Origin of the sequence: Amycolatopsis sp. NPDC051128 (assembly GCF_040682715.1) — a bacterium.
Taxonomy (GTDB): Bacteria; Actinomycetota; Actinomycetes; order Mycobacteriales; family Pseudonocardiaceae; genus Amycolatopsis.
In genome coordinates, this window is record NZ_JBFBBN010000023.1 from 1 (window position 1) to 25,791 (window position 25,791).

The 25,791-nt window shown below is 72.1% G+C and carries 25 protein-coding genes; 16 read left to right on the top strand and 9 right to left on the bottom strand.

Going from position 1 to position 25,791, the window contains the following annotated elements; all coding sequences use genetic code 11:
• Positions 1–229: 229 nt before the first annotated feature.
• Positions 230–1,174 (bottom strand): MBL fold metallo-hydrolase, encoded by a 945-nt coding sequence (locus AB0M82_RS23245; protein WP_364725278.1) that lies wholly within the window; start codon positions 1,172–1,174, stop codon positions 230–232.
• A gap of 482 nt (positions 1,175–1,656) precedes the next feature.
• Here AB0M82_RS23245 and AB0M82_RS23250 point away from each other — a divergent pair, with 482 nt between their 5' ends.
• Genes AB0M82_RS23250 through AB0M82_RS23265 form a run of 4 tightly spaced genes read left to right on the top strand, consistent with a single transcriptional unit; the run spans position 1,657 to position 5,508 of the window.
• The gene (locus tag AB0M82_RS23250) at positions 1,657–2,133 is read left to right on the top strand and encodes a PTS sugar transporter subunit IIB (protein WP_364725281.1); all 477 of its coding nucleotides are present in this window, start codon (positions 1,657–1,659) and stop codon (positions 2,131–2,133) included.
• A gap of 6 nt (positions 2,134–2,139) precedes the next feature.
• Positions 2,140–3,756 (top strand): PTS system mannose/fructose/sorbose family transporter subunit IID, encoded by a 1,617-nt coding sequence (locus tag AB0M82_RS23255; RefSeq protein WP_364725283.1) that lies wholly within the window; start codon positions 2,140–2,142, stop codon positions 3,754–3,756.
• Between the two features lie 10 nt (positions 3,757–3,766).
• Complete coding sequence (locus AB0M82_RS23260; RefSeq protein ID WP_364725286.1) at positions 3,767–4,165, top strand: PTS mannose transporter subunit IIAB; 399 nt, start codon at positions 3,767–3,769, stop codon at positions 4,163–4,165.
• A complete protein-coding gene (locus AB0M82_RS23265; protein ID WP_364725288.1) occupies positions 4,162–5,508 on the top strand; it encodes a hypothetical protein in 1,347 nt (448 codons plus the stop codon). Before AB0M82_RS23260 ends, AB0M82_RS23265 begins: the two co-directional genes overlap by 4 nt.
• Here the strand turns inward: AB0M82_RS23265 and AB0M82_RS23270 are convergent.
• Positions 5,496–6,266 (bottom strand): GntR family transcriptional regulator, encoded by a 771-nt coding sequence (locus AB0M82_RS23270; RefSeq protein ID WP_364725291.1) that lies wholly within the window; start codon positions 6,264–6,266, stop codon positions 5,496–5,498. The genes AB0M82_RS23265 and AB0M82_RS23270 overlap by 13 nt on opposite strands.
• 71 nt (positions 6,267–6,337) lie before the next feature.
• A complete protein-coding gene (locus AB0M82_RS23275; protein ID WP_364725293.1) occupies positions 6,338–9,421 on the bottom strand; it encodes a BTAD domain-containing putative transcriptional regulator in 3,084 nt (1,027 codons plus the stop codon).
• 86 nt (positions 9,422–9,507) lie between these two features.
• Between AB0M82_RS23275 and AB0M82_RS23280 the strand changes: the two genes are divergently transcribed.
• Positions 9,508–10,134, top strand: coding sequence for a thioesterase domain-containing protein (locus AB0M82_RS23280; RefSeq protein ID WP_364725295.1), 627 nt, complete (start codon positions 9,508–9,510; stop codon positions 10,132–10,134).
• Here the strand turns inward: AB0M82_RS23280 and AB0M82_RS23285 are convergent.
• Both AB0M82_RS23285 and AB0M82_RS23290 read right to left on the bottom strand, forming a co-directional pair.
• Positions 10,071–10,502 carry a hypothetical protein gene (locus AB0M82_RS23285; RefSeq protein WP_364725298.1) on the bottom strand — a complete coding sequence of 144 codons (432 nt, stop codon included), beginning with the start codon at positions 10,500–10,502 and terminating at the stop codon, positions 10,071–10,073. The genes AB0M82_RS23280 and AB0M82_RS23285 overlap by 64 nt on opposite strands.
• Before the next feature lie 147 nt (positions 10,503–10,649).
• Entirely contained in the window at positions 10,650–11,369 is a 720-nt protein-coding gene (locus AB0M82_RS23290) for a TetR/AcrR family transcriptional regulator (RefSeq protein WP_364725301.1), read from the bottom strand.
• Between the two features lie 118 nt (positions 11,370–11,487).
• On the opposite strand from AB0M82_RS23290, the gene AB0M82_RS23295 reads away from it, so the two are divergent.
• Positions 11,488–12,864, top strand: coding sequence for a serine hydrolase domain-containing protein (locus AB0M82_RS23295; RefSeq protein WP_364725304.1), 1,377 nt, complete (start codon positions 11,488–11,490; stop codon positions 12,862–12,864).
• Positions 12,865–12,879: 15 nt separating this feature from the next.
• Here AB0M82_RS23295 and AB0M82_RS23300 read toward each other — a convergent pair whose 3' ends face one another.
• Positions 12,880–13,740, bottom strand: coding sequence for a Shedu anti-phage system protein SduA domain-containing protein (locus AB0M82_RS23300; RefSeq protein ID WP_364725307.1), 861 nt, complete (start codon positions 13,738–13,740; stop codon positions 12,880–12,882).
• A gap of 474 nt (positions 13,741–14,214) precedes the next feature.
• Here AB0M82_RS23300 and AB0M82_RS23305 point away from each other — a divergent pair, with 474 nt between their 5' ends.
• The 8 genes from AB0M82_RS23305 (at position 14,215) to AB0M82_RS23340 (ending at position 21,770) form a co-directional block, all read left to right on the top strand.
• A complete protein-coding gene (locus AB0M82_RS23305) occupies positions 14,215–15,192 on the top strand; it encodes an ABC transporter substrate-binding protein (protein ID WP_364725310.1) in 978 nt (325 codons plus the stop codon).
• Positions 15,193–15,411: 219 nt separating this feature from the next.
• Positions 15,412–16,218 carry an ABC transporter ATP-binding protein gene (locus AB0M82_RS23310; protein ID WP_364725313.1) on the top strand — a complete coding sequence of 269 codons (807 nt, stop codon included), beginning with the start codon at positions 15,412–15,414 and terminating at the stop codon, positions 16,216–16,218.
• Entirely contained in the window at positions 16,211–16,918 is a 708-nt protein-coding gene (locus AB0M82_RS23315) for an ABC transporter ATP-binding protein (protein ID WP_364725316.1), read from the top strand. The genes AB0M82_RS23310 and AB0M82_RS23315 overlap by 8 nt, the downstream gene beginning before the upstream one ends.
• A 28-nt stretch (positions 16,919–16,946) precedes the next feature.
• The gene (locus AB0M82_RS23320; protein ID WP_364725319.1) at positions 16,947–17,798 is read left to right on the top strand and encodes a branched-chain amino acid ABC transporter permease; all 852 of its coding nucleotides are present in this window, start codon (positions 16,947–16,949) and stop codon (positions 17,796–17,798) included.
• On the top strand, positions 17,795–18,847 hold the full coding sequence (locus tag AB0M82_RS23325; RefSeq protein ID WP_364725321.1) for a branched-chain amino acid ABC transporter permease: 1,053 nt from the start codon (positions 17,795–17,797) through the stop codon (positions 18,845–18,847). The genes AB0M82_RS23320 and AB0M82_RS23325 overlap by 4 nt, the downstream gene beginning before the upstream one ends.
• An 11-nt stretch (positions 18,848–18,858) precedes the next feature.
• Positions 18,859–20,172: an ABC transporter substrate-binding protein gene (locus tag AB0M82_RS23330; protein ID WP_364725324.1), complete on the top strand. Its 1,314-nt coding sequence runs from the start codon at positions 18,859–18,861 to the stop codon at positions 20,170–20,172.
• 59 nt (positions 20,173–20,231) lie between these two features.
• On the top strand, positions 20,232–20,798 hold the full coding sequence (locus AB0M82_RS23335; protein WP_364725327.1) for a TetR/AcrR family transcriptional regulator: 567 nt from the start codon (positions 20,232–20,234) through the stop codon (positions 20,796–20,798).
• A 21-nt stretch (positions 20,799–20,819) separates the two neighbouring features.
• Entirely contained in the window at positions 20,820–21,770 is a 951-nt protein-coding gene (locus AB0M82_RS23340) for a helix-turn-helix domain-containing protein (protein WP_364725330.1), read from the top strand.
• A gap of 83 nt (positions 21,771–21,853) precedes the next feature.
• Here AB0M82_RS23340 and AB0M82_RS23345 read toward each other — a convergent pair whose 3' ends face one another.
• Complete coding sequence (locus AB0M82_RS23345; protein ID WP_364725333.1) at positions 21,854–22,357, bottom strand: hypothetical protein; 504 nt, start codon at positions 22,355–22,357, stop codon at positions 21,854–21,856.
• Between the two features lie 232 nt (positions 22,358–22,589).
• On the opposite strand from AB0M82_RS23345, the gene AB0M82_RS23350 reads away from it, so the two are divergent.
• Together AB0M82_RS23350 and AB0M82_RS23355 are read left to right on the top strand one after the other, a co-directional pair.
• Positions 22,590–23,249 (top strand): glycoside hydrolase family 11 protein, encoded by a 660-nt coding sequence (locus AB0M82_RS23350; RefSeq protein WP_364725336.1) that lies wholly within the window; start codon positions 22,590–22,592, stop codon positions 23,247–23,249.
• A 2-nt stretch (positions 23,250–23,251) separates the two neighbouring features.
• The gene (locus tag AB0M82_RS23355; RefSeq protein ID WP_364725339.1) at positions 23,252–23,914 is read left to right on the top strand and encodes a polysaccharide deacetylase family protein; all 663 of its coding nucleotides are present in this window, start codon (positions 23,252–23,254) and stop codon (positions 23,912–23,914) included.
• A gap of 43 nt (positions 23,915–23,957) precedes the next feature.
• On the opposite strand, the gene AB0M82_RS23360 is transcribed toward AB0M82_RS23355, so the two are convergent.
• On the bottom strand, positions 23,958–24,644 hold the full coding sequence (locus AB0M82_RS23360; protein WP_364725342.1) for a hypothetical protein: 687 nt from the start codon (positions 24,642–24,644) through the stop codon (positions 23,958–23,960).
• Positions 24,645–24,902: 258 nt separating this feature from the next.
• A complete protein-coding gene (locus tag AB0M82_RS23365; RefSeq protein ID WP_364725345.1) occupies positions 24,903–25,787 on the bottom strand; it encodes a TIGR03619 family F420-dependent LLM class oxidoreductase in 885 nt (294 codons plus the stop codon).
• Between the last annotated feature and the right edge of the window lie 4 nt (positions 25,788–25,791).

A 25,791-nucleotide genomic window follows, 5' to 3' on the forward strand; every position in this document is an offset into this window, starting at 1 on the left:
ACGCTACGTCGCCCGCGAAATCTACCCACACCTCACCGCAGACCTCGCCGCAATCCACCACCTCACCCTTGACAAACCATAGGAGCATCATTGGGTGCGCTCGACGCACCGAACGCCACATTGGGTGCGCTGGACGCACCGAATGCCACATTGGGGCGCTTCGACGCTGGAAAGCGTGTGGCCGCAGCGGATCCCGTGGTACTGCGGGAAGGTCGGCCGGCGCGGGCTCCTAGGAGATCTTCCGGACCGGTTCGCCGCCGAGCAGGTAGTCCAGGTCGATCCGGCCGCCCGCCGCCGCGAGGACCGCGTCCACCGCCAGGTCCACGTCCAGCTTGCGGCCGTGCTGGTCGGCGTAGGCGCGCATCAGGTTCCCGATGTGCCGTTCCGGGTTGCGCCACGTCGGCCACCGCAGCGACGCCTGCTTCGCCAGCTTCGTGAAGTCGGACTGGCGGGCGGTCGCCTCCAGCAGCCACTCCAGGTAGACGCGCATCGCGTGGACGGCGGTGTGGCCCGGGTTCGCCACCGGACCGTGGCCGGGCACGAGCGTCCGCGGCCGGAACGTGTCCTGCAGCCAGTCGAGCGCGTCGAGCCAGCCCGGGATCGAGCCGTGCACCGCCATCGGCGTGCTGCCGATGAACACCAGGTCGCCGGTGAACAGCGTGCCCGAACGCGGCTCGTGCACCACCAGGTCGCCCGCCGTGTGCGCGACGCCGGGCACCGCCACCACGTCGGCGACGGCGCCGCCGAGGTCGAGCCGCTGCCGGCCGGTCACCGCCCGGACCGCGTCGGGCTTCGGCGGCTCGAGCATGCCCCAGTGGGTGTAGCTGAAGACGTTGCCGTAGGTCTGCGGCCCGGCCTTGACCAGTTCGACGCTGCCGGGCGCGGCGAGTGCCGTCCCGCCGTCGCGCAGGGCGACGCCGAGGCCGTTGTGGTGCTCGCCGTGCGCGTGCGTGATGACGACGGTGAGCTCCTGGTCGCCCGCGTACTTGCGGACGTCGCGGAGCAGTTCCAGCGTCGCCTGCTCGGTCCCGCAGGTGTCGATCAGCGCGACGCCCTCGGTGCCCTGGATCCAGCCGCTGTTCGCGACGAACCAGTCCGCCGGGCTTTTCACGTACGCCACCACTCCCGGGCGCGCGTGCCGGAGCGGCACGATGTTCGATCTGACGGCCGGCATGCTTTCCTCCCCTGAACTGACGAAGCGGTTAACGACGGCAACCGGGTCAGGTTGCGCGGTTTCTCCCGGAATGTTCGGGCGGCACCTCGTTCACGCTCGGTGGCCGTCGACGCGCGACGCGGTCTAGACCAATGGGAATGATAGATCCTCGGCGGGCGGCTGTCACTGACAAGAACCGGCCCTTCGAAGTGAACTCCCCACAGCGAATTCCGGTGAATTTCGATCGGTTGCCCGGTCGATCGGCTGTCCGGGCCCGTGAACAGAAAGGGTCTTGACAGTCGATCACGATTGTCCATACTGGTATATACCTTTATGGGAGGGTCCGGGTGAAACGGCGGGGCTTCGCGCACATGGGCTGACGGAAGGTCTGAGGGGTCCTTCCGTCGGCCGCGCGAAGCCGTCGACCGGCTGTCGGTCACGGCATGCGTTGACACGATTACTGGTACGAACCAGTATGTCTCCTGCCGTCCGGGAGGAGAAAGATGGCGGGGGCACATGTCCGGGTCGACAACCGGCTGGTTCACGGGCAGGTCACCGTCGCGTGGACCCGCCACCTCGGCGTTCGCCGGCTGCTCGTCTGCAACGACGACGTCGCCGCCGACGACGTGCAGCGGATGCTGCTCCCGCAGGCCGCGCGCGGCCTGCCCACCGACGTGCTCACCGTCGCCGGGACGCTCGACGCGGCGGCCGGTACCGGCATCATGATCATCGTGAAGCACCCGCAGGACGTCTTCCGCCTCGTCGAGGGCGGGCTGCGGCCGGAGGTCGTCAACGTCGGCAACGTCGCGCCCCGGCCAGGCACGGAGTACACCATGGTCACCCGCTCGGTCGCGGTCACTGCGGACGAGGCGGACGCCTACCGCAAGCTCGCCGCGGCGGGCATCCCGCTGGTCACACAGCTGCTGCCGCGGGACAAGCCCGCCGAATTCGTCCCGCTGCTCGACCGGAAAGGGCTGTAGCCCCGCATGCTCGTCGCGCTGGCCCTGACCATCTGGGCGATCTACTGCACCTATGACGGGCTCGGTCCGTTCCTCATCTACGCCCAGCGCCCGCTCATCGCCGGCTCGGTGGCCGGGCTGATCACCGGGCACCCGTTGCTCGGCCTGCTGATCGGCGCGACGCTGGAACTGGCCGCCCTCGGCGTCTACACCTACGGCGGCGCCACGATCCCGGACTACCAGACCGGCGCGATCGTCGGCACCGCGCTGGCCGCGGGCGCCGCCGGCGACCCGGCCGCGCAGGCCGCGATCGGGATCGGCGTCGGGCTGCCGGCGGCGATCCTGCTGGCCGCGCTGGACCCGGTCGGCAAGATGGTCACCACCGCGCTGGTGCACCGGGCCGACGGCTACGCCGCCGACGGCAACGCGCGCGGCCTGGCCACGATCCACTGGGTCAGCCTGGTGCCGTGGGTCGCGGTCCGGGCGATCCCGACGTTCCTCGCCGCGCTCGCCGCGTCCGGCGGCCTGGTCAAGGACATCACCGCGCGCATCCCGGCCGGGTTCGTGCAGGGCATGACGCTGGCCGGGGCGCTGCTGCCGGCGGTCGGCTTCGCGCTGCTGCTCGGCATGATGGAGCTGCCGCGGTACTGGTACCTGCTGCTGATCGGGTTCGTCGGGTTCGCCTACCTGCACCTGCCGGTGCTGGGGATCGCGCTGGTCGGCATCGCCGTCGCGATGCTGTTCGTGACGTTCAAGCGCGACGAACCCGCGCTCGCGGCGCCCGACGCCGCCGAGGAGCCCGCCGCCGACCCGCGCCTGACGAAGCAGGACCTGCGCCGTGCGTTCCGCCGGTACTTCTGGTCGAGCCAGATCTCCTGGAACTACGAACGGATGCAGGCGCTGGGGTTCGCGTACTCGATGGAACCGGTGCTGCGCCGCCTCTACCCGGAGAAGGCCGACTACGTCGCCGGCCTGCAGCGGCACCTGCAGTTCTTCAACACCTCGGTGCTCATCGGCGGCCCGCTGATCCTCGGCTCGAGCATCGCGCTGGAGGAGGCGGGCACGCCGAAGTCGGCCGCGAGCACGAAGGTCGCGCTGATGGGGCCGCTGGCCGGCATCGGCGACACCGTCGTCTTCGCGCTGTACAACAGCATCGTCTTCACGATGGGCGCGTCGTGGGCGCTGCAGGGCAACTGGCTCGGCCCCGCCTTCGCCGCCGTCATGGTGCTGGTGCCGTACGCGCTGGTGCGGCGCTGGCAGTTCGGGTTCGCCTACCGTGAGGGGAAACGGCTGGCCGGGCACCTCGCCGCCGGCGCGCTCGCGCGCGTCGCGCAGGGGGCGACCGTGCTCGGGTTCGTCGTGCTCGGCGGGTTCATCCCGTCCATCGTCAAGGTCGTCACCACGCTGACCTACCGGCAGACCACCACGGTCCAGGGGCAGCCGGTGACACAGGCCGTGGCGATCCAGGACCGGCTCGACGAGCTGGTCCCGTTCCTGCTGCCCGTGCTGGTCACCGCCGGGGTATACCTGCTGACGGCCAAGACCCGGCTGCGTCCGGTCTGGATCATCGCCGCCGTCGCCGTCACCGGGGTCGTCCTGGGGTGGCTCGGCTGGTTCGCGCCGTCAGCCCCGGCGAAGAGTTAGGGAGTCCGCCATGACCGTCCCGATCATCCTCGCCGGGCACGGCCGCCTGCCGTCCGGCGTCGGGGAAGCCGCCGAGATGATCCTCGGCTCCCAGCCGCGGCTGAAGGTCTGCGAGCTGAGCCCGCGCGACAGCCAGGAGGAGTTCGGCGCCCGGCTGCTCGAGCTGGCCGGCGACGCCCCCGAGGTGCTCGTGCTCGCCGACCTCCACGGCGGCTCGCCGTTCAACGCCGTCCGCGCGCTCGCCACCACGCCGGGCGCTCGGATCCGCATCGAGCTGGTCGCCGGGCTCAACCTGCCGATGCTGCTCGAGGTCCTGCTGCACCCGACCGACGACGTCGCCGGGCTCGCCGGGGTGGCTCGCGCCGCCGGCCGCGACGGCGTCGTCGACGTCCTGGAATCCACCTGGTGACCGCCGTGCTGCTGCTCGCCGCGCAGGACGTCCGGATCACCCCGGGGCCGGGGCACCCGCTCGGCGGCTACCTCGCCCGGCACGGCGTCGCGACCGGCACGCACGACGACCTCGAGGCGTCGCTGATCTGGCTGTCCACCGAGGACGACCCCGGGGTGCTGTGGGTGGCGCTGGACGCGCTGGCGGTCGACGCCGGGCTCACCCGCACCCTGGCCGACGCCGTCGCCGCGGCGGTGGGCATCGACCCGGACCGGGTGCTCGTCTGCGCGTCGCACACGCATTCCGGGCCCGAGGGCTGGACCGGCCCGCTGCACCCCGGGCTGCCGGGGCAGCGCGACGCCGGGCTGGTCGGCGGGATGGCGGAGAAGGTCACCGGCGCCGCCCTGCGGCTGCGGGCCTGCCGCGGCCGGGTGCGGGCCCGCTGGCACGCGGGCGAGACGGAGGCCGTCGGCGGCAACCGCTACCGGCGGGACGGGCCGCACGACACGTCGTTCGGCGTCCTCGAACTGCGCCGGGACGACGGCACCCCGGCCGCGCTGCTGTTCGACTACGCCAGCCACCCGACCGTGCTCGGCCCGGACAACCTCACCTGGTCGGCGGACTGGCCGGGCGCGACCCGCCGCGAGCTGGCCGCGCTGATCGGGCAGCCGGTCGCGGCCTTCCTGCAGGGCGCGGCGGGCGACGCGAGCTCGCGGTTCATCCGGCGCGGCCGCGACCACGCCGAAGTCCGCGCGCTCGGCGGCCACCTGGCGACGTCGATCGCGCGCACGCTCGCGGCGGCGTCTCCGCTGTCGGCCGTCGGCCCGGTCCGGCTGTCGCGGTCCGTGCTGCAGCTGCCCTACCGCGACGTACCGTCCATTGAGGACAGTCTGGAGCTGCGCCGGCTGGCCGAGGAGGAGTGGCGGCGCGAGCTGGCCCGCAGCGGTGAGGACCACCCGGACGTCCGGATCGCGCGGACCCGGTACGAGGGCTGCGCGATGCTCGCGGCGATGGCCGCCAGCGACCGGCCCACCGGCTGCGCCGAGGTCCCGGTCAGCGTGGTGTCGCTCGGGGAGATCGCCTGGCTGCACACGCCGTTCGAGCTGTTCGCCTCGCTCGGCCTGCGCATCCGCCGCGGCAGCCCGTTCCGGCACACGCGGGTGATCGGGTACACGGACGGCTACCTCGGCTACCTGCCCGACGCCGACGGTCACCGCGACGGGATCTACGAGTCGTACGTGACACTGTTCGGCCCGGACGCCGCCGAGGCGCTGGTGGAGCACTGCCTGAAGCTGCTGCACGGGCACCAGGTCAGCCGGGTGGCCGAGCCGGGCGCCGGAGGTTGCCCAGGTCAGGACGCGTGACTGCGCCGGGCCTGGGTGAAGACCGTGTAGCGGTCGCCGCGGTAGAGCGACCGGCCGGCTTCGATGACGCCGCCGCTCTGGTCGTGCAGGGTGCCTTCGATGATCAGGCACGGCTGGGTGGTTTCGATGCCGAGCAGCGCGGCGTCGTGACCGTTCGGCAGCACCGCCGAGATCGCCGTGTCGTTCCATTCGGGGCGCACGCCCCAGCGTTCCTCGATCGTGCGGTGCAGGGACTGGGTTTCCCAGTCGAACAGTTCGATGTCCGGGAACCGGTCGACGGACAGGTTGGTGCGCTCGACCGCGAAGGGCTCGTCCTCGACGTAGCGGAGCCGCTCCAGCCGGAACACCCGCGCGCCCGGTGGCACGTTCAGCCGGCCGGCGATGCGCGGGCCCGCGGACTCCACCTCGGCGTGCAGCACCTTCGTCTTCGGCACCACACCTCTGGCCTGCATGTCCTCGGTGAACGAGGTCAGCATGTCGATGTGCGCCGCCTGCCGCTCCGCGGTGAAGGTCGCGGTGCCGTGCTGGCGGTACAGGACGCCGTCGGCGACGAGCCGGTTGATCTCCTGGCGGACGGTGCCGCGGGCGACCTGGAAGTGCTCGGCGAGGAACCGCTCCGACGGCATCAGCCTGCCGGGCCCCGCCTCCGTCGCGACGCTTTCCAGGATTTCGCGGAGCTGATCGCCCTTCGGCCGCCCCGGCTGCAGCGCGTCCGGGAGCCGGAGATCGCTCGCGGCGACGTGTTTCGGACGGGGCATGCCTTCAGTATGTCTCGCCGCACGGGCGGAGGTAACACCCGGCACTCGGCCGGCGGTGGGCGCGGCGCGGGTCAGCCCGCGGCGAGGCCGGTGAGTCCGGCCAGGAAATCCCTGGCGAGGGCTTCCCCGGTGACGTGCCCCACGGCGCGGTAGAGGGCGAGAGACTCCTGGGCCGTGCCGTCCGCGAGCGTCGACCGGCCCGCCGCGGCTTCGACGGCGGCCAGCCCCAGCAGGGCCTCCGCTTCCACCACGCGGAACCCGCCCGCCCGCGCCGCGTCGAGCGCCGTCCTGGCGTGTTCGCCGGCCTCGCCCGCGCGGCCGGCGGCGGCGAGGACCCGCGCCAGCGTCGCGGCCGCCTCGGCGAGCTGACCCCGCAGCCCCGACTCGGCGGTCAGCTCCCGGGCCTCACGCAGGACGCGTTCCGCGGCGACCAGGTCACCCCGGCCCTCTTCCGCCCGGCCGAGCGCGATCAGCGCGGCGGCCTCCACCTGCCGGTCGCCGTCGCGGCGGACGCACTCGAGCGCCGCTTCCGCGGTCCGCGCGGCTTCGTCGTGGTCTCCGCGGGCGACCTGCACGGCGCTCATCGCGTTGAGCGCGGTGGCCTCGCCGAAGCTGGACCCGAGCTCGCGGAAGGCCCGCAGCGCCTGTTCGAGGACGTCCCCGGCCTCCGCCAGCCGCCCGATCGCCAGGAGCACCCAGCCGAGGTCGGCGAGGTTCGCCGCCTCCCAGAACGCGAGGTCCTCCTTGCGGGCCAGCGCGATCGCCTCGACCAGGCAGTCCTCGGCCTGCTCCAGCCGGCCCAGCTGCCGGTAGTGGCAGCTCAGCGAGTTCAGCGCGAGCGCTTCGCCCGACCGGTTGGCCAGCTCGCGGAACAGCTGGATCGCGCGCCGGCTGTGTTCGACCGCCTCCGACAGCCTGCCGGTCCACTCCAGCATCGCCCCGAGGTTCGCGACCGCCGTCGCCTCGCACTCCCGCCAGCCGCACGCCCGGCTGGCCAGCACCGCTTTTTCCGAGTGCCGGATGCCCGCCTCGTGCTGGCCCTCCCGGAAGTAGGCGCCGCCGATGGACAGGTGCACCAGCGCCTCGGCCGGCTGGGCGCCGTGGTCCTGCGCCGCGCGCAGCACGATCGGGGCGAGCTCCAGCCATTCGGCGCGGCGGCCGTGGTCGTGGAAGAACCGCCGCAACGCGTCGGCGAGGTACCAGGCGCCGGGGTACGGCCCGCGCGTCGCGGCCTGCCGCAGCGCGGCCGACAGGTTCGGCACCTCGACGTCCAGCCAGGCCACGGCTTCGGCCGCGCCGGCGAAGGCGACCGGGCTCGGCGCCGCCGGCGCGTCTTCGCGGGGGAGCGTCACGATGCGCGCGCCGAGCAGCGCGACCGCGGCGTCCGCGGCCGCGCAGTAGCCGGTGAACAGCCGTGCCCAGGCCTGGTCGCGCGCGGCTTCGTCTTCGTCGGCGCGGACGCACTGCTCGGCGTAGCGCCGGGCGAGGTCGTGGAACCGGTAGCGGCGGGGCGCGTGCGCTTCGAGGAGGTTGGCCGCGGACAGCCCGCGCAGCCGCCGGGTCGCGTCGTCCACGGAGACGTCGAGAAGGGCCGCCGCGGCGACCGCCGTGATGTCGGCCCCGGGCACCAGCGCGAGCAGCCGGAACGCCTGCCGCAGGCCGGACGGCAGCGCCTGGTAGGACACCGAGAACGCCTTCGCGACGGCGCTCTCCTCCGCGCCGTCGAAGCCGAGCTGGGCCAGCGGGTCGCCGCGCAGCTCGTCGACCAGTTCGCCGATGCTCGCGACGCCGGTGTTCGCCGCGGCGATCCGCAGGGCCAGCGGGTGGTGGCCGCAGAGCCGCGCCAGCTCCGCGGCCGCCTCCGGTTCGGCGGCGGTCCGGTCGCCGAGCAGCGCGGTCAGCAGCGCCCGCGAGTCGTCCTCCCGCAGCTGCGCCAGGCCCAGCGACCGCGCGCCGGTGCGGGCGACCAGCTCGTCGAGCCGGTGGCGGCTGGTCACCAGCACCCGGCCCGACGACGGCAGCAGCGGCAGCACCTGGGTGGCGTCGCGGGCGTTGTCCAGCACCACCAGGGCCTGCCGGTCGGCCAGCAGCGACCGGTAGAGCTTGGTCTGGTCGTCGACGCCCGGCGGCACGTCCCGCAGGTCCACCCCGAGCGTCCGCAGCAGCTGGGCGAGCGCGGCGGCGGGCGTGAGCGGCTCGTCGTCGGCGTCGAAACCCCGCAGGTTCACGTACAGCTGGCCGTCGGGGAAGCGCGCCCGCGCGGTGTGGGCCCAGTGCACGGCCAGCGCGGTCTTGCCGACGCCGGCGGTCCCGGTGATCACCCAGACGTCGCCGGGTTCGTCCAGCGTGGCCAGCTCGGGCGCCCGGCCGGCGAACCCGCGGACGTCCAGCGGCAGCTCGGCGGGCCGCAGCACGACCGGGGCCGTGGCCGGCGCCGGTTCGCCCTCGTTGCGCAGGATCCGCGTCCGCAGGTCCTGCAGCGCCTGGCCGGGTTCGATGCCCAGTTCGTCCACCAGCAGGTCGTGCGCCCGCGTGTACGTCTCGAGGGCCTCCGGGGTGCGGCCGCAGCGGTGCAGCGAGAGCATCAGCGCGGCCCGCAGCCGTTCGCGGAACGGGTGTTCGTCGACGAGCTGCCGCAGCTCCCCGACCACCTCGCCGTGCCGTCCCGAGGCCAGCTCCTGCTCGTACAGCTCCTCCAGCACGACGAGCCGGCGTTCGGCCAGCGCCGGGCCTTCGCGCTCGGCCAGTGCCTCGCTCACCCCGCCGAGCGGGGTGCCGTCCCACAGCGCCAGCGCGGCACGCAGGTGCGCGACGGCGTCCGGCCCGGAGGTGGCCCTGGCCTTGGCGACCTCGTCGTCGAACACGTCGAGGTCCCGTTCGCCGGGAGCGACCTCGATCACGTAGCCGGGCGCGCGCCGCACGATGACGTCGCGGCCGAGGAGCTTCCGCAGCTCCGAGATGTGCACCTGGAGCCGGCCGCGGACGCTCGGCGGCGCGTTTTCGCCCCAGGTCAGATCGATGAGGCGGTCTTCGGTGACCACGCGGTTCGGGTTCAGCAGGAGCGCGGCCAGCACGGACGTCTGTTTCTGGCCACCGGGCCGGAACGCCCCCGTGTCGCCGAGGACCGTGACCGGCCCGAGCAGGCGGTAGCGCACGTGTTGCCCCCCAGAAGGCGGACCGAAGCGGAACGGAAGTGCTGTGGTCGACCCTAACCCCGGTCGAGAAGGAAGGGGGGCCACGGGTGGACAGGGAAGATCCGGAGCGCCTGTTGTTCGTCTGTTTCCCGGACGTCGGCGACGTCGCCGGCCGCTACCGGGCCTGGCGCGATCCGCGGATCGCCGTCCACGTCGTGGAGCTGCCCGGCCGGGGCGAGCGCCGGGACGAACACCCGTACCGGGACATGTGGCTGCTCGTCGAGTCCCTGTGCGCGGAACTGGCGGGCGTGCTCGCCCGCCCGCACGTCCTGTTCGGGGCGGGACTCGGCGCGCTGGTCGCCTACCGGCTGGCGCAGCGCCGGGTGGCGGGGGACCTGCCGGGGCCGCGGGCGCTGGTCGTCGCGCACCAGCCGCCGCCGGACCGGGCCCCGCGGGCCATCCCGGAGCAGGCGGCGCCCGCCGACGTGAGCCTGCTGGTCAGCGACACGCACGTGCCCGTGGCGCCGCCGTTGCCGTGCCCGATCCGCGGGTTCGGCGAACCGCACGTGATGGCGGGCTGGGGCGAGCACACGAGCGCGGGGTTCGTGCTCGCCCCGGCGCGGGCGCAGGACAGCGCCGCCCTGCTGCGCGACGCGGTCCTGCGCGCGGGCTACCTGATCTCCGCCCTGGCCGTGCAGGGGCCCGCGCCGCCGTCGAAGCTGACCGAGACGTAGCTCGGGCGGTCCTGCGGGACCTTGACGTCCTCGGGGAGGTGGACGCTGACCTTCGTGCCCGCCGTGCCGGTGAACTTCCCGGTGTAGACGGAGTTCGCCGCGCCGTCCGCGTCGACGTAGAAGACGTCCATCGCGAACGTCCCCGAGTCGCCGATGTAGGGGCCACCGCCGATCGTCGCGATGGTCGGGTGGTACTCGGCCGGGCCCGCCGGCTGGTAGGTGATCGAGAAGGTGCCGCGGAACGTGCCCGCGGCGCAGCTCGAGGACACGGTCTGCGCCCCCGTCTCGGATGCCTCCGCGGCGGGCGCGAGGACGACGGCCCCCAGGAAGGCCGTGCCGATGACGGCCTTGAATGCACCGGCTCTCATGTTTCGACTCCTCGTGCTCGTGGGTGTGGCCGATGGTGCCCGGCGCGACTTCCAAATTGCTTCCGTCCTGGGGTTTTGGGTGCTCCTGGTGATCGATTGGTCACGCACCGCCGAAAGTCCCTTGTGGAATCGTGAGCTGCCGCGGGGTTACCCGAGGCGGGTCGCCAGGCCGTCCAGTACCCGTTCGAGCCCGTACCGGAATCCGTCGGCGCGAGCCCCTTCGACGTCCTCGTTGCTCGCCGTGGTGAGGGCGTGCAGGCGGGGGTACGGCTTGCTCGCTTCGGCTGCCGCCGGACGGAGGCTGTCCATCCACTCCTGCTCGCTTCGGCCGCTTCGCGCCAATGTCGTGAGCCACGCCGCCTCGGTCGTGCCCATGCCGATCACGTACGCCATCACCGTGCTGAGCGCGAGGTCCGCCTCGGGCAGGGAAAACCCCGCCGCCTCGAACAGGGCCAGCATGCGCTCGTTCAGCCGCATCACGTTCGGGCCCAGGTACGCCAGCCCGACCTGGCCGAGCACCGACGCCATCCACGCGTGCTTCACCAGCACCGCCCGCGCGCTCGTGGCGCAGACCGTGACCGCCGACCGCCAGTCCTCGCCCTGGATGTCCGGCACCTCGACCTGGCCGTAGACCTCGTCGACGACGAGCTCGATCAGCTCGTCCTTGGTGGCGACGTGCCGGTACAGCGACGTTGCGCCGGCGTCCAGGCGGGCGCCGAGCTTGCGCATGCTCAGTGCTTCCAGACCTTCGGTGTCCAGCAGATCAAGCGCCTCCGCCACGATCTGCGCGCGGCTCAGCGCGGGTTGCTCCCGCCGGCGCCGCGGGCGCGTCCACACCGAGGCCACGGGCTGCTCATCGGCCGGCATCCGGCCTCCTTTCGTCCCGCTCACCTTAGCGCACGACGTGCGCCGCTTGCGTACGTCGTTCGGCTCTGCGTACAGTGTGCGCAACGAGAGAACACCGTACGCAGGAGGCGAACACATCATGACTTTCGACCGCACCCGCTGGCAGCGCCGGTTCGACGAACTGCGCGCCGCGCACCACGTGCCGGGCGCGGCCCTCGCCGTGCTCGTCGACGGTGAGATCCACGAACTGGCCACCGGGGTGCTGCACCGTGGCACCGGCGTGACCGTGACGACCGACTCGGTGTTCCAGGTCGGCTCGATCACCAAGATCCACACCGCGACCCTCGTCATGCAGCTCGCCGAGCAGGGCAAGCTCGACCTCGACGCCCCGGTCCAGGAGATCCTGCCGGGCTTCACGGTCGCCGACCCCGCGGCGTCGAAGACGATCACCGTCCGGCAGCTGCTGTCCCACACCAGTGGGCTCACCTGCGACTTCACCCACGACACCGGACGCGGCGACGACTGCCTCGCCGCCTACGTCGAAGCCGCCCGCGACGTCGCGCTCGACTGTCCCCCCGGGACGGCCATCTCCTACAGCAGCGTCGGCTACAACGTGCTCGGCCGGATCGTCGAAGTGCTCACCGGGCAGACCTGGGACGCCGCGCTCCAGGACCGGCTCTGCGCGCCGCTCGGGTTGACGCACACCGTGACGCTGCCCGAGGACGTCCTGCGGTTCCGCGCCGCGATGGGACACCTCGGGGAAGCGGGCGCCGACCCCGATCCGGCGCCGGTCTGGAACCCGCTGCCGCGTTCGGCCGGGCCGTACGGCGGTGTCCTGTGCGCCACCGCGGCCGACGTCCTGCGGCTCGCCCGGATGCACCTCGACGGCGGGACCGCACCGGACGGAACCCGGGTGCTGCGGGCCGAAACCGTCGCCGCGATGCAGCGGCGCGAGACCGACTGCCCCGACAAGTGGACGGTCGACTCCGATGGCTGGGGACTCGGCTGGACGCTCTACGACTGGGACGGCGCCGCCGGCTTCGGTCACGACGGCGCGACGATCGGCCAGTACGGCTTCCTTCGCGTGGCGCCGGAAGCCGGGGTGGCCGCCGTGCTGCTGACCAACGGCGGCGGTGCCCGCCGGCTCTACTCGGACCTCTTCCGGGAACTGCTCGGCGAACTGGCCGGCATCCGCGTGCCGGCGCCGTTCGGGCCGCCCTCGGCGCCGCTGCCGGTCGTGCTCGGGGAGCGAGCCGGCACCTACCGCCGGGAGGGTGTCGAGATCACGATCTCGGAGCGCGACGGCGTGCCGCACCTGCGGTACGCGTTCGTCGACGGCATGGCCGGTCTGGCGCCGCCGATCGAGTCGGACCTCGTCGCCGTGTCGGATGATGTCTTCGCCGGGCGGGCCGACGGCGCCTTCAGCGATGACTGGATGCCGGTCGTGTTCTCGGCGCTCAAGGACGGCACCGGGTGCGTCTATGTCGGCATGCGCGCGACGCCGAAGGCCGCCTGAGCCGGGTGCCCAGGGTCAGCCGGGTTCGGACGGCGCGAGCTCGAGGGCCTTCTCGGCGCCCTGGATGAGGTCGGCGTAGGTGATCACCTCGACGCGCGAGAGGTGCGCGTTGTAGGTCCGGAGCGTCTCCGCGACCTGGTCGCGCGCCGCGGCGTCCGGCACGTGGGCGGGGTGGCCGATGACGACGGTGGCGAACGCGCGGCGGCATTCGATGCCCAGCCGGTTCTTGATGACGTCGCGCTGCTCGTCGAATTCGCGCAGGTAGTTGAGGGTCTGGCCGACCGCTTTGTTCACTTCGGGACCGACGACGAAGAACTCGCGGTGCTTCACGACGAGATCCGGGACGCAGGCCCGTTTCAGCTCGACCACGTGCAGGGCGCCGTCGGCCCGGATGAGCGGGACGGCCACCTGGGTCAGGGCGGTCAGTGACCGTCGTTTCGCCTTCTCGATGTACTTTCCGCCGAACATCCACCAGCTTTCGCCGAGAATCCGCTGGAATTCGTTCTCCGTGGCGGCCGGATTCCGAACGGCCTCGGACAGTGCGGCGATGACGTCCCGCTGTTTCGCGGTCTGGATGCCGTCGAGCAGCACCTGGAGCGCCCCGTGCGCGGCCGGCGCCTCGGCCGCGTTCGGGGCCTCCGCCAAGGCTTCCGCCAGCTGGGCCAGTTGGCCCGCATCGGCTTCGCCCGATCGGACCTTCCGGATGACCTCCGTCAGCGGGGCGTCGTGCCCGGCTCGCGGCTCGGGCGGCCCGAACCGCGCCGAAAGGAACCGGTGCAGTTCGCCGATGGCGGCGTTCTCGCACGCCCATTGGCTCGCCCCGGGACGCAGGTCGAAACCGGAACCGTCCGGTCGCGGTGTCCAGGAATTGACCATCAGAATCAGTTTTTCGCCGCCGTCCGGTTCGAGGGCCAACCAGATCGTCGCGGTTTTGTGAATCTCCGGGCTTCGGTGAATTACGGCCGTTTCGACGTGCCGGTATCCATTCGGCGCGGAACGTTCGATCCGGTTCCTCAGTTCGGCCGCGGAATCCGGTTCACTGGCGGAGGAGGTCACGCGGGGCGAGTCGCGCCGGGAATCGGCGGCGTTACGGCGCCTTGGTGCGAACGGGCGAATCGCCGGCGGACGGACCCCGGCGACCTGCGGTGGCATGATCACGGTGCGGGCGGCTTCTTGGTGGGTTTGTTTCCTTCGAGTGGTGTGGCCCTGTGGGTGGATTACCCGTCCGCCCGGTGCCGCGTATTTGTCGGCACCGCGTTTGCGGACGCGGAAATCGTCATCTACAGTCCGGCGAATCACGGCTCGACAAGCCGGATTCCGTGATCGAAGGATTCTTTTCCGAGGAGTGGCATGTTCCAACGCGCCTCGACACGCCGGCTCGCGCTGCTTGTCCTGGTCGTCACCCTGCTGAGCGGGTGCAGCCCGTTGGGCGGTTCGCCGACCGCCGGTGACGTCGAAAAGCCGTCGATCCGGGTCGCGATCCTCACCACGGTCGACCTGGCCCCCCTGTGGCTGGCCCAGGAAGGCGGGTACTTCGCCGCCGAGGGCCTCGACGTGCAGACCGACGTCGGCGCCAGCGGGCAGGAGACGCTGACCCGGATGGCGGGCGGGCAGGACGATCTCGCGTTGTCCACCTACACCCTGTTCTTCCTGGCCAAGAGCAGCGGTTCGGCGGACGTGAAGCTGGTCGCCGACGCCACTTCGGCGAGCCCGCGCAGCAACGAGGTCGTCACCGTGCCGAACTCGCCGGTGAAGACCGTGGAAGACCTGAACGGCAAGCGGATCGCGATCAGCTCCAAGAACGCGGCTTCGGACGTGCTGACCCAGTCGGTGATGCGCGACCACGGCGTCGGCACCGACAAGGTGCAGTGGGTCCCGATGCCGCTGCCGGAGATGGGGACCGCGCTGGCCCAGGGCCGGGTCGACGCGGCCTACCAGCCGGAACCGTTCCTCACCCAGTCCGCCAAGACCGCCGGCGCGTACCCGGTGATCGACGCGGCCAGTGGCAGCACCCAGGCCTTCCCCCTCACCGGCTACGGCGCCACGGCCAAGTGGGTCAAGGAGCATCCGAAGACCCTGCGGGCGTTCCAGCGCGCGATGCTCAACGCCACGCGGGCCGCGGTGGACCGCGCCCGCGTCGAGCCGCTCGTCGTCCGCAACGCCCGCGTGGACCAGGACATCGCGAGCCTGATGGTGATGCCCACGTTCGGATCGACCCTGGATGCCCGCCGCATCCAGCGGGTGCCGGACCTGCTGCAGCAGCTGGGGGTCATCCAGGCGAAGCTCGACGCCTCCTCGATGATCGCCCCGCAGGCCAGCACACGCTGAGACCGGGACAGGCCGCCAAGGGCGGGTGCGCGAACCGCGCACCCGCCCTTCTCGTGTCGTAAGGACTTCCCCTGGTGGGCGGCCTTCCCGAAATTTTCGGACCGGTCGTCAAGATCCCGGTCTCGGCGGTGCACCTTGACACGACCGGCGCCGCACCTCACCCTCTTCATACCGACCGCGCGGTACGGCCTGGTCCACATGGTGAGACAGGAGTCAATGATGACCCCTCTTGGTGAGGCACTGCCCGGCGAAGGCCTGCTCGTGGTCGACGGCCTCACCGTGCGCTTCGGCGGCCTCACCGCGCTGCACGACGTTCACCTGAGCGTCGACGCCGGCACCGTCGTCGGGGTCATCGGGCCCAACGGCGCCGGCAAGACGACGCTGTTCAACGTCGTGTGCGGGTTCGTCCGGCCCCAGGCGGGCCGGGTGCTGTGGCGAGGGCGGCCGCTGGTCCGGCACCGCCCCGACCAGCTCGCCGGGCTGGGGATCGTCCGGACGCTGCAGGGGCTCGGCCTGTTCGCCGGGCTGACCGTGCTCGAGAACGTGATGGCCGGGGCGGGCCGCCACGCCCGGACCGGCGTCCTCCCGGCCCTCGTCGGCGCCGGCCGATCGGCGCGCGACGAAGCCGACCTCGCGGGGCGCGCCCGCGAAACCCTCGGCGAGCTCGGGATCGCCGACCTCGCCGACCGGCTGCCCGGCGTGCTGCCCTACGGCGTGCGCAAGCGCGTCGCGCTGGCGCGGGCGCTGGTGGCGGATCCGGACCTGCTGCTGCTCGACGAACCCGCGAGCGGGCTCTCGGCCGCCGAACTCGCCGAGCTCTCGACGTTGATCGTGTCGCTGCGGCGGCGCATGGCGGTCGTGCTCGTCGAACACCACATGGACCTCGTCATGGAGGTCTGCGACCGCGTCGTGGTGCTGAACTTCGGCGAGGTGATCGCGGCGGGCACCCCGGCCGAGATCCAGGCCGACCCCCGCGTGGCCGAGGCCTACCTCGGCGACCCCGCCGAGGAGGCGCCCGGTGCTTGAGGTCGAAGAGCTGTCCGTGGCCTACGGCGCCGTCCGCGCGCTCGACGGCGTCGGCCTGACGGTCGAGCCCGGCGGGATCACCGCCGTGCTCGGCGCGAACGGGGCGGGCAAGACGACGCTGCTGCGCACGATCAGCGGCCTGCAACCGGCCCGCGGCGGGCGGATCGCCTGGGAGGGCCGGGAACTGACCGGGCTGGCGCCGGACCGCATCGCGCGCGGCGGGGTGGCGCACGTGCCCGAGGGCGGCGGCGTGATCACCGAGCTGACCGTCGACGAAAACCTCCGGCTGGGCGCGCTGTGGCGACGCGACCGCGCCGACCGCGCGGCGGCGCGCCGGGAGATGTACGAGCTTTTCCCGGCGCTGGAAGAACGTTCGGCGAAACCCGCCTCGACGCTCTCCGGTGGCGAGCGGCAGATGCTGGCCATCGGCCGCGCCCTGATGAGCCGGCCGCGGCTGCTGCTGCTGGACGAACCGTCGCTGGGCCTCGCGCCGCTGATCACCGCCCGGATCATGGGCATCCTGCGGGACCTGCGGTCCTCGACCGGGCTCACCGTGGTGCTGGTCGAGCAGAACGCGCACAGCGCGCTGTCCATCGCCGACCGCGGCCACGTCCTCGCGCTCGGCCGGGTGGTGGCGGTCGACACCGCGGCGGCACTCCTGGCCGACGACGGCCTCCGCCACGCCTACCTCGGGTTCTGACGCGTCTACTTGGAGGTGCCGGTCCGGTATGCAGGACTTCTTCGACCTGACCCTCGGCGGGATCTCGGCGGGCGCGGTGTACGCGGCGCTCGGGCTCGCCCTGGTGATCATCTACCGGGCCACCCGGGTGGTGAACTTCGCGCAGCCCGCCCTCGCCCTGATCTCGACGTACCTCGCGTACTCGGTGACGAAGGCCACGGGCAGCTACTGGCTCGGCTTCGCCGTCGCGATCGCCGCCGGGACCGTGCTGGGCGTCGCCACCGAACGGCTGCTGGTCCGGCCGTTGCGCCACCGCTCCGAACTGAGCTCGATCATCGTCACCCTCGGCCTGCTCCTGGTGCTGCAGGCGGTCGCGGGCATGATCTGGTCCAACGAGCCGCTGGCGTTCCCGTACGCCTTCGACTTCCGCGGCCGGTTCTCCGCCAACGACCTGTTCGTGGTGCTGGTGGTGCTCGCCATCGCCGCGCTCGTGCTGGTGGTGTTCAAGTACACGCCACTCGGCCTGCGGATGCGCGCGGCCGCGTTCGCCCCGGAGGTGGCGCGCACGCTCGGCGTGCGGGTCGGGCTGATGCTCACCGTCGGCTGGGGACTGGCCGCGGCCGTCGGCTCGCTGGCCGGGCTGCTCGCCACGCCGCCGTTCCTCTTCCCGAACGTGCTCGACGGCGTCTTCGTCTACGCCCTCACCGCGGCGGTGGTCGGCGGCCTGGACAACCCGCTGGGCACCATCGCGGGCGGGTTCGTCCTCGGGCTCGGACTGTCCTATGTGTCCGGCTACCTGGGACCGGAGCTGGTGACGATCGCCGCGCTGGCGATCCTGGTGGTCGTGCTGACGGTGCGGCCCAGCGGGTTGTTCGGCCGGGCCAAGGTGAGGCGGGTATGACGTTGCGCACGAGTCTTCCGGAAACTCCCGTGAAGACACCGGAGAAGCGCCGCACGCCACCGCCGCTGCTCGTCCACGCGCTCGCCGCGCTGGGCGCGTTCGCCGTCGTCGTCGCGCTGACCCTGGTCACCGACGAGTTCACCAACCTGCGGATCGCGACGGTCGGCTACTACCTGATCGCGGTGGCCGGGCTGACCCTGCTGACCGGTCTCACCGGCCAGGTTTCCCTGGGCCACGGCGCGTTCATGTTCATCGGCGCCTACACCGTCGCCCTGCTGGTGCGGCGGGTCCCGTCGTTCCCGCTGTGGGCCGACCTGCTGCTCGCCTCGGCCGCCGGCGGGCTCGCCGGGCTGCTGGCCGGGGCCGCCGCGGCCCGGCTGCGCGGCCCGTACCTCGCCGGGGCGACGCTCGCGCTCGCCGTCGGCCTGCCGGCGCTCACCCGCCGGTTCCCGGATTTCCTGGGCGGCAGCAACGGGTTGAACTTCACCGTCCACAGCAGACCGTCCGGCGTGGCCGGGGTGATCCCGGAGCTGCGCTGGCAGACCTGGATCGTCTGGCTCAGCGTGCTCATCGCGCTGGTGCTGGTGGTGAACCTCGTCCGCGGCCGGCTCGGCCGCGACTTCCGCGCGGTCCGCGACGACGAGGTCGCCGCGTCGCTGAGCGGGATCGCCGTCGGCCGCACGAAGATCCTCGCGTTCCTGGTCAGCGCGGTGTGCGGTGGCCTGGCCGGTGGCCTGCAGGCGTTCCTGCTCGGCACGGCCGCGCCGGGCTCGTTCACCCCCGCGCTGTCGCTGAGCCTGCTGGCGGCCGTGGTGCTGGGCGGGCTCGGCTCCCTGTGGGGCGCGCTGTGGGGCGCGGTCGCGCTCGTGTACTTCCAGGCCTGGTCCGAGGACCTCGCCGACGTCCTGCACCTGAACACCGACGTGGCCAACAACCTCCCGCTCGCGGTGTACGGCGTGATCCTCATCGTCGTCGTGCTCGCCTTCCCGCGCGGCATCCAGGGCGGCGTCCAACGGCTGCGCGGCCTCCTCCGTCGATCCGCCGAGTGAGAAGGAGAACGATGAGAAGCACCAGAATCGGCGCGGGATTCCTCGCCGCGGCCCTCGCGCTGACCGCGTGCGGCGGCGCGGGGGAGAGTGACGGCAGCGGCGCGCAGGCCGCCGACTCGGCCGTCGGCGTCACCAAGGACACCGTCGTCATCGGCACCCACCAGCCGCTCACCGGCCCGGCCGCGCCCGGGTACAGCAAGATCTCCGTCGGCGCCCGCGCGGTGTACCAGGCGATCAACGACGGCGGTGGCGTCAACGGCCGCAAGATCGACTACCGCGTGGAGGACGACGGCTACAACCCGACGAAGACGGTCGAGGTGGTGAAGAAGCTCGTCCTGCAGGACAAGGTGTTCGCGATCGTCGGCGGGCTGGGCACGCCGACGCACTCGAAGGTGGTCGACTACCTGAACACCGAAGGCGTGCCGGACCTGCTGGTGTCGTCGGGCGCGCTCGCCTGGGACAATCCGCGGAAGGCTCCGATGACCTTCGGGTACCAGGTGGACTACACCCGCGAGGGCAAGATCCAGGGCAAGTACATCAAGGACACCTTCGCCGGCAAGAAGATCGGCTACTTCACGCAGAACGACGACATCGGCCGTGACACCCAGGCCGGGCTCGACCAGTTCGTCAAGGACCAGGCCGTCGTCCGGCAGGGCTACGACAGCGCCAACACCGACGTCACGCCGCAGCTGTCCGCGCTCAAGGGCGCGGGCGCCGAGGTCGTCGTCTGCGCGTGCATCCCGGCGTTCACCGCGCTCGCCATCCTGGCCGCGGCGAAGATCGGCTACCACCCGCAGTTCGTGGTGAGCAGCATCGGCGCGGATCCCGCGACGCTTTCCGGGCTGCTGCAGGACTTCGCCAAGCGCGGCGGCGCCAGCGTCTCCAGCGGGCAGCTGCTGGCCGGGCTGATCGGCACCGGCTACCTGCCCGACGTCGGCCTGACGTCGGACCCGTGGGTCGCCTACTTCAAGGGCATCCACGACAAGTACATCCCGAAGGAGCCGTTGACCAACACGGTGATGTTCGGGATGGTGCAGGCCTTCACGTTCGCGCAGGCGCTGAAGGCCGCCGGGCCGGACCCGACGCGGCAGAAGCTCGTCGACGCGATGAGCTCCGGCGACCTCAAGGGCCCCGGGCTGACGCCGTTCGGGTTCTCGAAGGACTCGCACTCGGGCTACACCGGCGCGTTCGTGTTCAAGATCAACCCGGACGTCACGACGACGGTGATCCAGCCACCGGCCGTCACCGACCGGGGCACCGGCGCGATCACGCCGTACACCGGGGAGCGCGCCACCCCGGACCAGGTCAACCTGCTGGGCAAGTGAGGCGGGGCCGGTCCGCGGTACCGCGCGGACCGGCCTCCCCGCTCACATAGGGTGGCGACATGACGGTCAGGGAGAAGGTCGTGCGGGCCGCGATCCGGCTGTTCGCCGAGAAGGGTTTCGAGGCGACCACGGTCCGGGAGATCGTCGAGGCGGCCGGCGTCACCAAAGGCGGCCTCTACCACTACTTCGAGTCCAAGGACGACCTGCTCTTCGAGATCTACGTGGGCATGCTGCGGATGCAGACCCGGCGGATGCGGACGATCGCCGAGTCGGACCTGCCGCTGCCGGAGCGGCTGCACGCGATCATCGCCGACGTCGTCGTCACCAGCATCGCCGACCTCGACGCGGCGACCGTGTTCTTCCAGTCGTTCCCGCTGCTGGAGAAGTCCAAGCAGGTCCAGGTGCGGGCCGAGCGGCGCACCTACCACGAGCGGGTGCGGGACCTGGTCGCCGAAGGGCAGCGAACGGGGGTGTTCCGCGCCGACGTCCCCGCCGACCTGGTGATCAACTACCACTTCGGCGCGATCCACCGGCTCGGCATGTGGTACCACGCCGACGGCGAGCTGTCGGGGGAGCAGGTGGGCGAGCACTTCGCCGACCTCATGCTGCGCAGCCTTCGTCCTTAGTGGACGATCTATCGTGGTGCCATGCACATCGTGGCGGTCCTCGCGCTGGACAAGGTCGTCCCGTTCGACCTGGCGACCCCCATCGAGACGTTCGCGCGGACCCGGCTCGGGAGCGGCGAACCCGCCTACGAGGTCCGGATCTGCGGCACCGGCGGCGAACTCGACGCCGGGACGTTCCGGCTGTGCCCGCCGTGGGGGCTCGAGGGGCTGGCCGGAGCGGGCACGATCATCCTGCCGGGCCGCGCGGAGAACCCGCCGCCGGTGCCCCGGGACGTCCTCGCCGCCGTGCGGGCGGCGGCGGCGCGGGGCGCGCGGATCGCGTCGATCTGCTCGGGCGCGTTCGTCCTCGCCGAGACCGGGCTCCTCGACGGCCTCCGCGCGACGACCCACTGGGCGGCCGCGGCGGAACTGGCCCGGCGGCACCCGTCGATCGTGGTCGACCCGGACGTGCTCTACGTCGACAACGGCCAGTTCCTCACCTCCGCCGGCGCCGCGGCCGGCCTGGACCTGTGCCTCCACCTGATCCGCCGCGACCACGGCTCCGCGGTGGCCGCCGACGCGGCCCGGCTGTCGGTGATGCCGCTGGAACGCGAGGGCGGCCAGGCGCAGTTCATCGTCCACGACCCGCCGCCGACGCCGCGCGGGTCCGAACTGGAGCCGGTGCTGGCGTGGCTGGAGGAGAACTGTGCTCTTGAGCTGACGCTGGCCGGCATCGCGGCGCGGGTGGGGATGAGCACCCGCACGCTCAACCGGCGGTTCCGCGAGCAGACGGGGACGACGCCGCTGCAGTGGCTGCTGCGCGCGCGGGTGCGGCGGGCACAGCACCTGCTCGAGGCGACCGGCGACCCGGTGGACCGCATCGCGGCGGACGTCGGGTTCGGGTCGCCGACGGCGTTCCGGGAGCGGTTCAAGCGGGGGGTCGGGACGAGCCCGCAGGCTTATCGCGCGAGCTTCCGGGCCGCGGCGGGTTGAGGGTCTCGGGTGGTGGAGGCGATCGGGATGCGGGAGTGCGGGTGGTCCGGGCGCCGTCCCCCTCGGCCGGCGCCCGGACGCGCTCAGGCCACCTTCGTCACCAGCACGACGAGGGCGAGCAGGAGCGGCAGCACCGCCAGCACCGCGCAGCCGCCGTTCGACGCTCGGTGCCGGAGGGAACCGCCGGGTCGTGCCCGGGAGGTCGCGCCCAGCCGGTCTTCGGCCAGCCGCTTCCGGGCGTCGCCGCTGCCGCCGCGGGCGGCTTGGCGGTACCAGGGCTCGGCGGCCGTCCGGTCGCCGAGTTTCTCCTCGTACAGGCGGCCCAGGAAGAACGCCGCGTTCGCGTCCCCGTAGTGGGCGCCCCGGCGGTACCACTCCCCGGCCTCGGCGAGGTCGACGGAGCTGCCGCGGGACGACCGGAACTTGGCGTGCGTCCGCCCCTCGACCAGCAGCCCGACCCGGGCCATCGCCTCGACCGACCCGGCCGCGGCGGCGCGCCGGTAGAGCCGTTCGATCTCCGGCAGGTCCCCGGCGGAACCGGAGAACTCCAGCCGGTACCCCGCCAGGTACAACTCGTCCGGACTCATGGCGCGGACGTTAACCGGGCCCGATGAAATTCCGCTGAAACGGGCCAGGCGCCCGTTTCCGGCGGGATCACCGCACCCGCCGGTGGGCCACGCCGAGCCGCTGCCGCGGGCCCGGTGGCGGAGAATCTGTTCCGTACTCCCGAAACTTTCCGAAAGTTATTGCCTCACCGGCGGCGTCGAACGCATGCTTTCGCCATCCTGGCTCGCCTGCCAGCCTCGACGAGGAGGAAGCATGCTCACCAAGAATCGCTTCAGGGTGTTCGCCGGTGGGGCGGCCCTCGCGCTGATCGCCACCTTCCTGCCTGGTGTCGCCAGGGCCGACACTGTCATCACGACCAACCAGACCGGGAACAACAACGGGTACTACTACTCGTTCTGGAGCGCCGGTGGCGGCTCGGTCTCCATGACGCTCGGTTCCGGCGGGAACTACCGGACGAACTGGAGCAACGTCAACAACTTCGTCGCCGGCAAGGGCTGGAGCAACGGCAGCCGGCGGACCGTGAACTACTCCGGCAGCTTCAACCCCTCCGGCAACAGCTACCTGGCGCTCTACGGCTGGACGTCCAACCCGCTCGTCGAGTACTACATCGTCGACAACTGGGGCAGCTGGCGGCCGACCGGGACGTACAAGGGCACGGTGAACAGCGACGGCGGCACCTACGACATCTACCAGACGACGCGCTACAACGCGCCTTCGGTCGAGGGGACCAAGACCTTCAACCAGTACTGGAGCGTCCGGCAGCAGCGGAAGACCGGCGGCACCATCACCACCGGCAACCACTTCGACGCGTGGGCGCGGTCCAACATGCGGCTCGGCAGCTTCAACTACTACATGATCCTCGCGACCGAGGGGTACCAGAGCAGCGGGAACTCCAACCTGACGGTGGGCTGACCATGCGACGGTGGAGCACCGCGGTGGCCGCGGCCGCGATGGCCGTCGCGAGCACCGTCGCCGTCACTCCGGCGCACGCCGCCGCCTGTGGCGGGTACGTCGGTCTCACCTTCGACGACGGGCCGTCCTCGGGGAACACCCCCGCGTTGCTGGCCGCGCTGCGCCAGAACGGGTTGCGGGCCACGATGTTCAACGAGGGCCAGTACGCCGCGGCGTACCCGGCCCAGGTCCGCGCTCAGGTGAGCGCGGGCATGTGGGTCGGCAACCACAGCTACACCCACCCGCACCTGACGCAGCTGAGCCAGTCCCAAGCCGACTCGGAAATCTCCCGCACCCAGCAGGCCATCGCGGCGGCGGGCGGCGGAACGCCCCGGCTCTTCCGGCCGCCGTACGGGGAAACGAACGCGACGGTGCAGGCGATCGCGTCGAAGTACGGTCTCCGCCAGATCATCTGGGACGTCGACTCCCAGGACTGGAACGGCGCGAGCGTGGACGCGATCGTCCAGGCCAACGCCCGGCTCACGAACGGCCAGGTCATCCTGATGCACGAATGGCCGGCCAACACGCGGGCGGCGATCCCGCGGATCGCGCAGACCCTGGCCGCCCGCGGGTTGTGCGCGGGCATGATTTCGCCGCAGACCGGGCGGGCGGTCGCCCCGGGCTGAGGCGTGGGGTGGCGCGGCGGTGCCCTCCGCCGCGCCACCCGTCTCAGACGACGATCACCATCACGCGCACCGAGTTCGCGGTGAGCGGCACGATTCCCGCGCAGAGCCGGTGGGTCACCACGAGCCCCGTGGTTCGGCAGAACTGGGGATCCCCGATGGTCGGGTGCGAGGTCACCGGCGTGAAGTTCCGGGCCAAGAGGTATTCGGCCATCACCTCGGGAGCCCGGTCGCCGGTGGCCTCCAGTTCCCGCCAGCAGCCGCCGGAACCGCACGCCGTGGACTCGGTGACCCGCAGCTGCGCGGGGCCGGGCGAAACGCCTTCGTCCCCGGGCGGGGTTTCCCATTCGGAGAACAGGACGCCGCCGGTGACGACGAACCCGGCGACCACCAGCGCCACGTGACGGCCGGACGGCCGGCGTCCGCCGATCGCGCACACCGCCACCGCCAGCGTGGTGTGGAGCCAGTAGACCTCGATCGCCGCCGGCACCCACGGCCCGGCCAGGCCCAGTTCACGCGGCACCACGAACCACGCCAGCAGCACGAGCAGCACGACCCCGACGACGATCCCGGTCCTGCGCGACCGCACCGGCCCGCCGCACCAGACCAGGATCGGGACCAGGCCGGACAGCCCCGCGAACGGGTCGTGCCGCGCGAACGCGGCCACGCCCACCGCCGCCACCACCAGGGCCACGCGCCACCAGTGGGTCTTCACTTGTTCATGGGTCAGCACCGGGCCATTGTGCGCACGCCGCCACGGGCCGGGGAAAGCCGGACACGGGTTCACCACGGGTTCACCCCCGGATCTCCACGATCGCTCGCCGGCCATTCGGCAGCGAGCTGTCAAGCTGCCCGATTGGCCCGATTTCACGTGCTCGCCCACGGCCGTGAATGGCTCATTGAGGGACATAGAGTCCCTCGATGTGCCATTCACGGCCTTCCGTTGACCGCTTGCGCGGCAGAGGAATCCTTAACTACCGCCGGCGACGGCTCAGGTCAGGCCGAACCGCTCGGCGAACGCCGCCATTTCGTCGTGCTGCCGCGCGGGGTCGGCGGTGGTGGGACTCACGACGATGCGGCTGACGCCCTGCTCCGCGAGCGCCTCGACGTCCTCTTCGGACAGATCGAGGGAACCCCACCTGGTGTACTGCAGCGCGTCCGGGTCCCGGCCCGCCTCGGCCGCCGTGGTCCGGGCGAGCTCGAACTGGCGACGGCGTTCTTCCGGCGTCAGCAGGCCGCCGGGGAAGTAGCCGTCCCCGCGTCGGCCGGCCCGCCGCGCCGCCGCGTCGCTGGAACCACCGACGTGAATCGGCAGGGCGCCGAGCCCGACCGGCTTCGGGAAGCTGCACACGCCCTCGAAGGCGAAGAACTCCCCGGCGAAATCGACACCGTCCTCGCCGCCGGCCCACAGCAGCCGCAGCACGTCGATCGCCTCGTTCGCCCGGCGGCCACGGGTGGCGAAGCCGACCCCCGCCGCCCGCGCCTCGCCGGGCAGCGCGCCGACCCCGACGGTGAGCAACCGCATGCGGCCGCCGGACAGCACGTCGATCGTCGCCAGCCGTTTCGCGAGCAGGACCGGCTGGTGGTAGGGCAGCAGCAGGACACCGGTGCCGAGCAGGATGCGCCGCGTACCGGCGGCGACGAAGCTCAGGCACTCGAGCGGATCGGCGTAGGGCAGCGACGAAGGCAGCTCCATCGGCCCGATCTTCGCGCCGGGATACAGCGCGACGTGCTCCGGCAGGTACAACGACTCGAAGCCGCAGTCCTCCGCGTCCCGCGCGAACCGCATGATCCGATCGGGGTCGACGCCGAAGTGGGGCGTGCTGTAACTGATCCCGAAATCCACTGGGCGGGACTTCACTGGGCGGGACTTCACTGTG

Excerpts from the sequence above, each read along its gene's own strand:
- AB0M82_RS23260 (WP_364725286.1), top strand. The coding sequence starts at position 3,767 with ATGACCGTCCCGATCATCCTCGCCGGGCACGGCCGCCTGCCGTCCGGC.
- AB0M82_RS23270 (WP_364725291.1), bottom strand. The coding sequence starts at position 6,266 with ATGCCCCGTCCGAAACACGTCGCCGCGAGCGATCTCCGGCTCCCGGAC.
- AB0M82_RS23290 (WP_364725301.1), bottom strand. The coding sequence starts at position 11,369 with ATGCCGGCCGATGAGCAGCCCGTGGCCTCGGTGTGGACGCGCCCGCGG.
- AB0M82_RS23295 (WP_364725304.1), top strand. The coding sequence starts at position 11,488 with ATGACTTTCGACCGCACCCGCTGGCAGCGCCGGTTCGACGAACTGCGC.
- AB0M82_RS23255 (WP_364725283.1), top strand. The coding sequence starts at position 2,140 with ATGCTCGTCGCGCTGGCCCTGACCATCTGGGCGATCTACTGCACCTAT.
- AB0M82_RS23350 (WP_364725336.1), top strand. The coding sequence starts at position 22,590 with ATGCTCACCAAGAATCGCTTCAGGGTGTTCGCCGGTGGGGCGGCCCTC.
- AB0M82_RS23285 (WP_364725298.1), bottom strand. The coding sequence starts at position 10,502 with ATGAGAGCCGGTGCATTCAAGGCCGTCATCGGCACGGCCTTCCTGGGG.
- AB0M82_RS23305 (WP_364725310.1), top strand. The coding sequence starts at position 14,215 with ATGTTCCAACGCGCCTCGACACGCCGGCTCGCGCTGCTTGTCCTGGTC.
- AB0M82_RS23250 (WP_364725281.1), top strand. The coding sequence starts at position 1,657 with ATGGCGGGGGCACATGTCCGGGTCGACAACCGGCTGGTTCACGGGCAG.
- AB0M82_RS23300 (WP_364725307.1), bottom strand. The coding sequence starts at position 13,740 with ATGGTCAATTCCTGGACACCGCGACCGGACGGTTCCGGTTTCGACCTG.
- AB0M82_RS23330 (WP_364725324.1), top strand. The coding sequence starts at position 18,859 with ATGAGAAGCACCAGAATCGGCGCGGGATTCCTCGCCGCGGCCCTCGCG.
- AB0M82_RS23340 (WP_364725330.1), top strand. The coding sequence starts at position 20,820 with ATGCACATCGTGGCGGTCCTCGCGCTGGACAAGGTCGTCCCGTTCGAC.
- AB0M82_RS23310 (WP_364725313.1), top strand. The coding sequence starts at position 15,412 with ATGACCCCTCTTGGTGAGGCACTGCCCGGCGAAGGCCTGCTCGTGGTC.
- AB0M82_RS23320 (WP_364725319.1), top strand. The coding sequence starts at position 16,947 with ATGCAGGACTTCTTCGACCTGACCCTCGGCGGGATCTCGGCGGGCGCG.
- AB0M82_RS23335 (WP_364725327.1), top strand. The coding sequence starts at position 20,232 with ATGACGGTCAGGGAGAAGGTCGTGCGGGCCGCGATCCGGCTGTTCGCC.
- AB0M82_RS23325 (WP_364725321.1), top strand. The coding sequence starts at position 17,795 with ATGACGTTGCGCACGAGTCTTCCGGAAACTCCCGTGAAGACACCGGAG.
- AB0M82_RS23245 (WP_364725278.1), bottom strand. The coding sequence starts at position 1,174 with ATGCCGGCCGTCAGATCGAACATCGTGCCGCTCCGGCACGCGCGCCCG.
- AB0M82_RS23345 (WP_364725333.1), bottom strand. The coding sequence starts at position 22,357 with ATGAGTCCGGACGAGTTGTACCTGGCGGGGTACCGGCTGGAGTTCTCC.
- AB0M82_RS23355 (WP_364725339.1), top strand. The coding sequence starts at position 23,252 with ATGCGACGGTGGAGCACCGCGGTGGCCGCGGCCGCGATGGCCGTCGCG.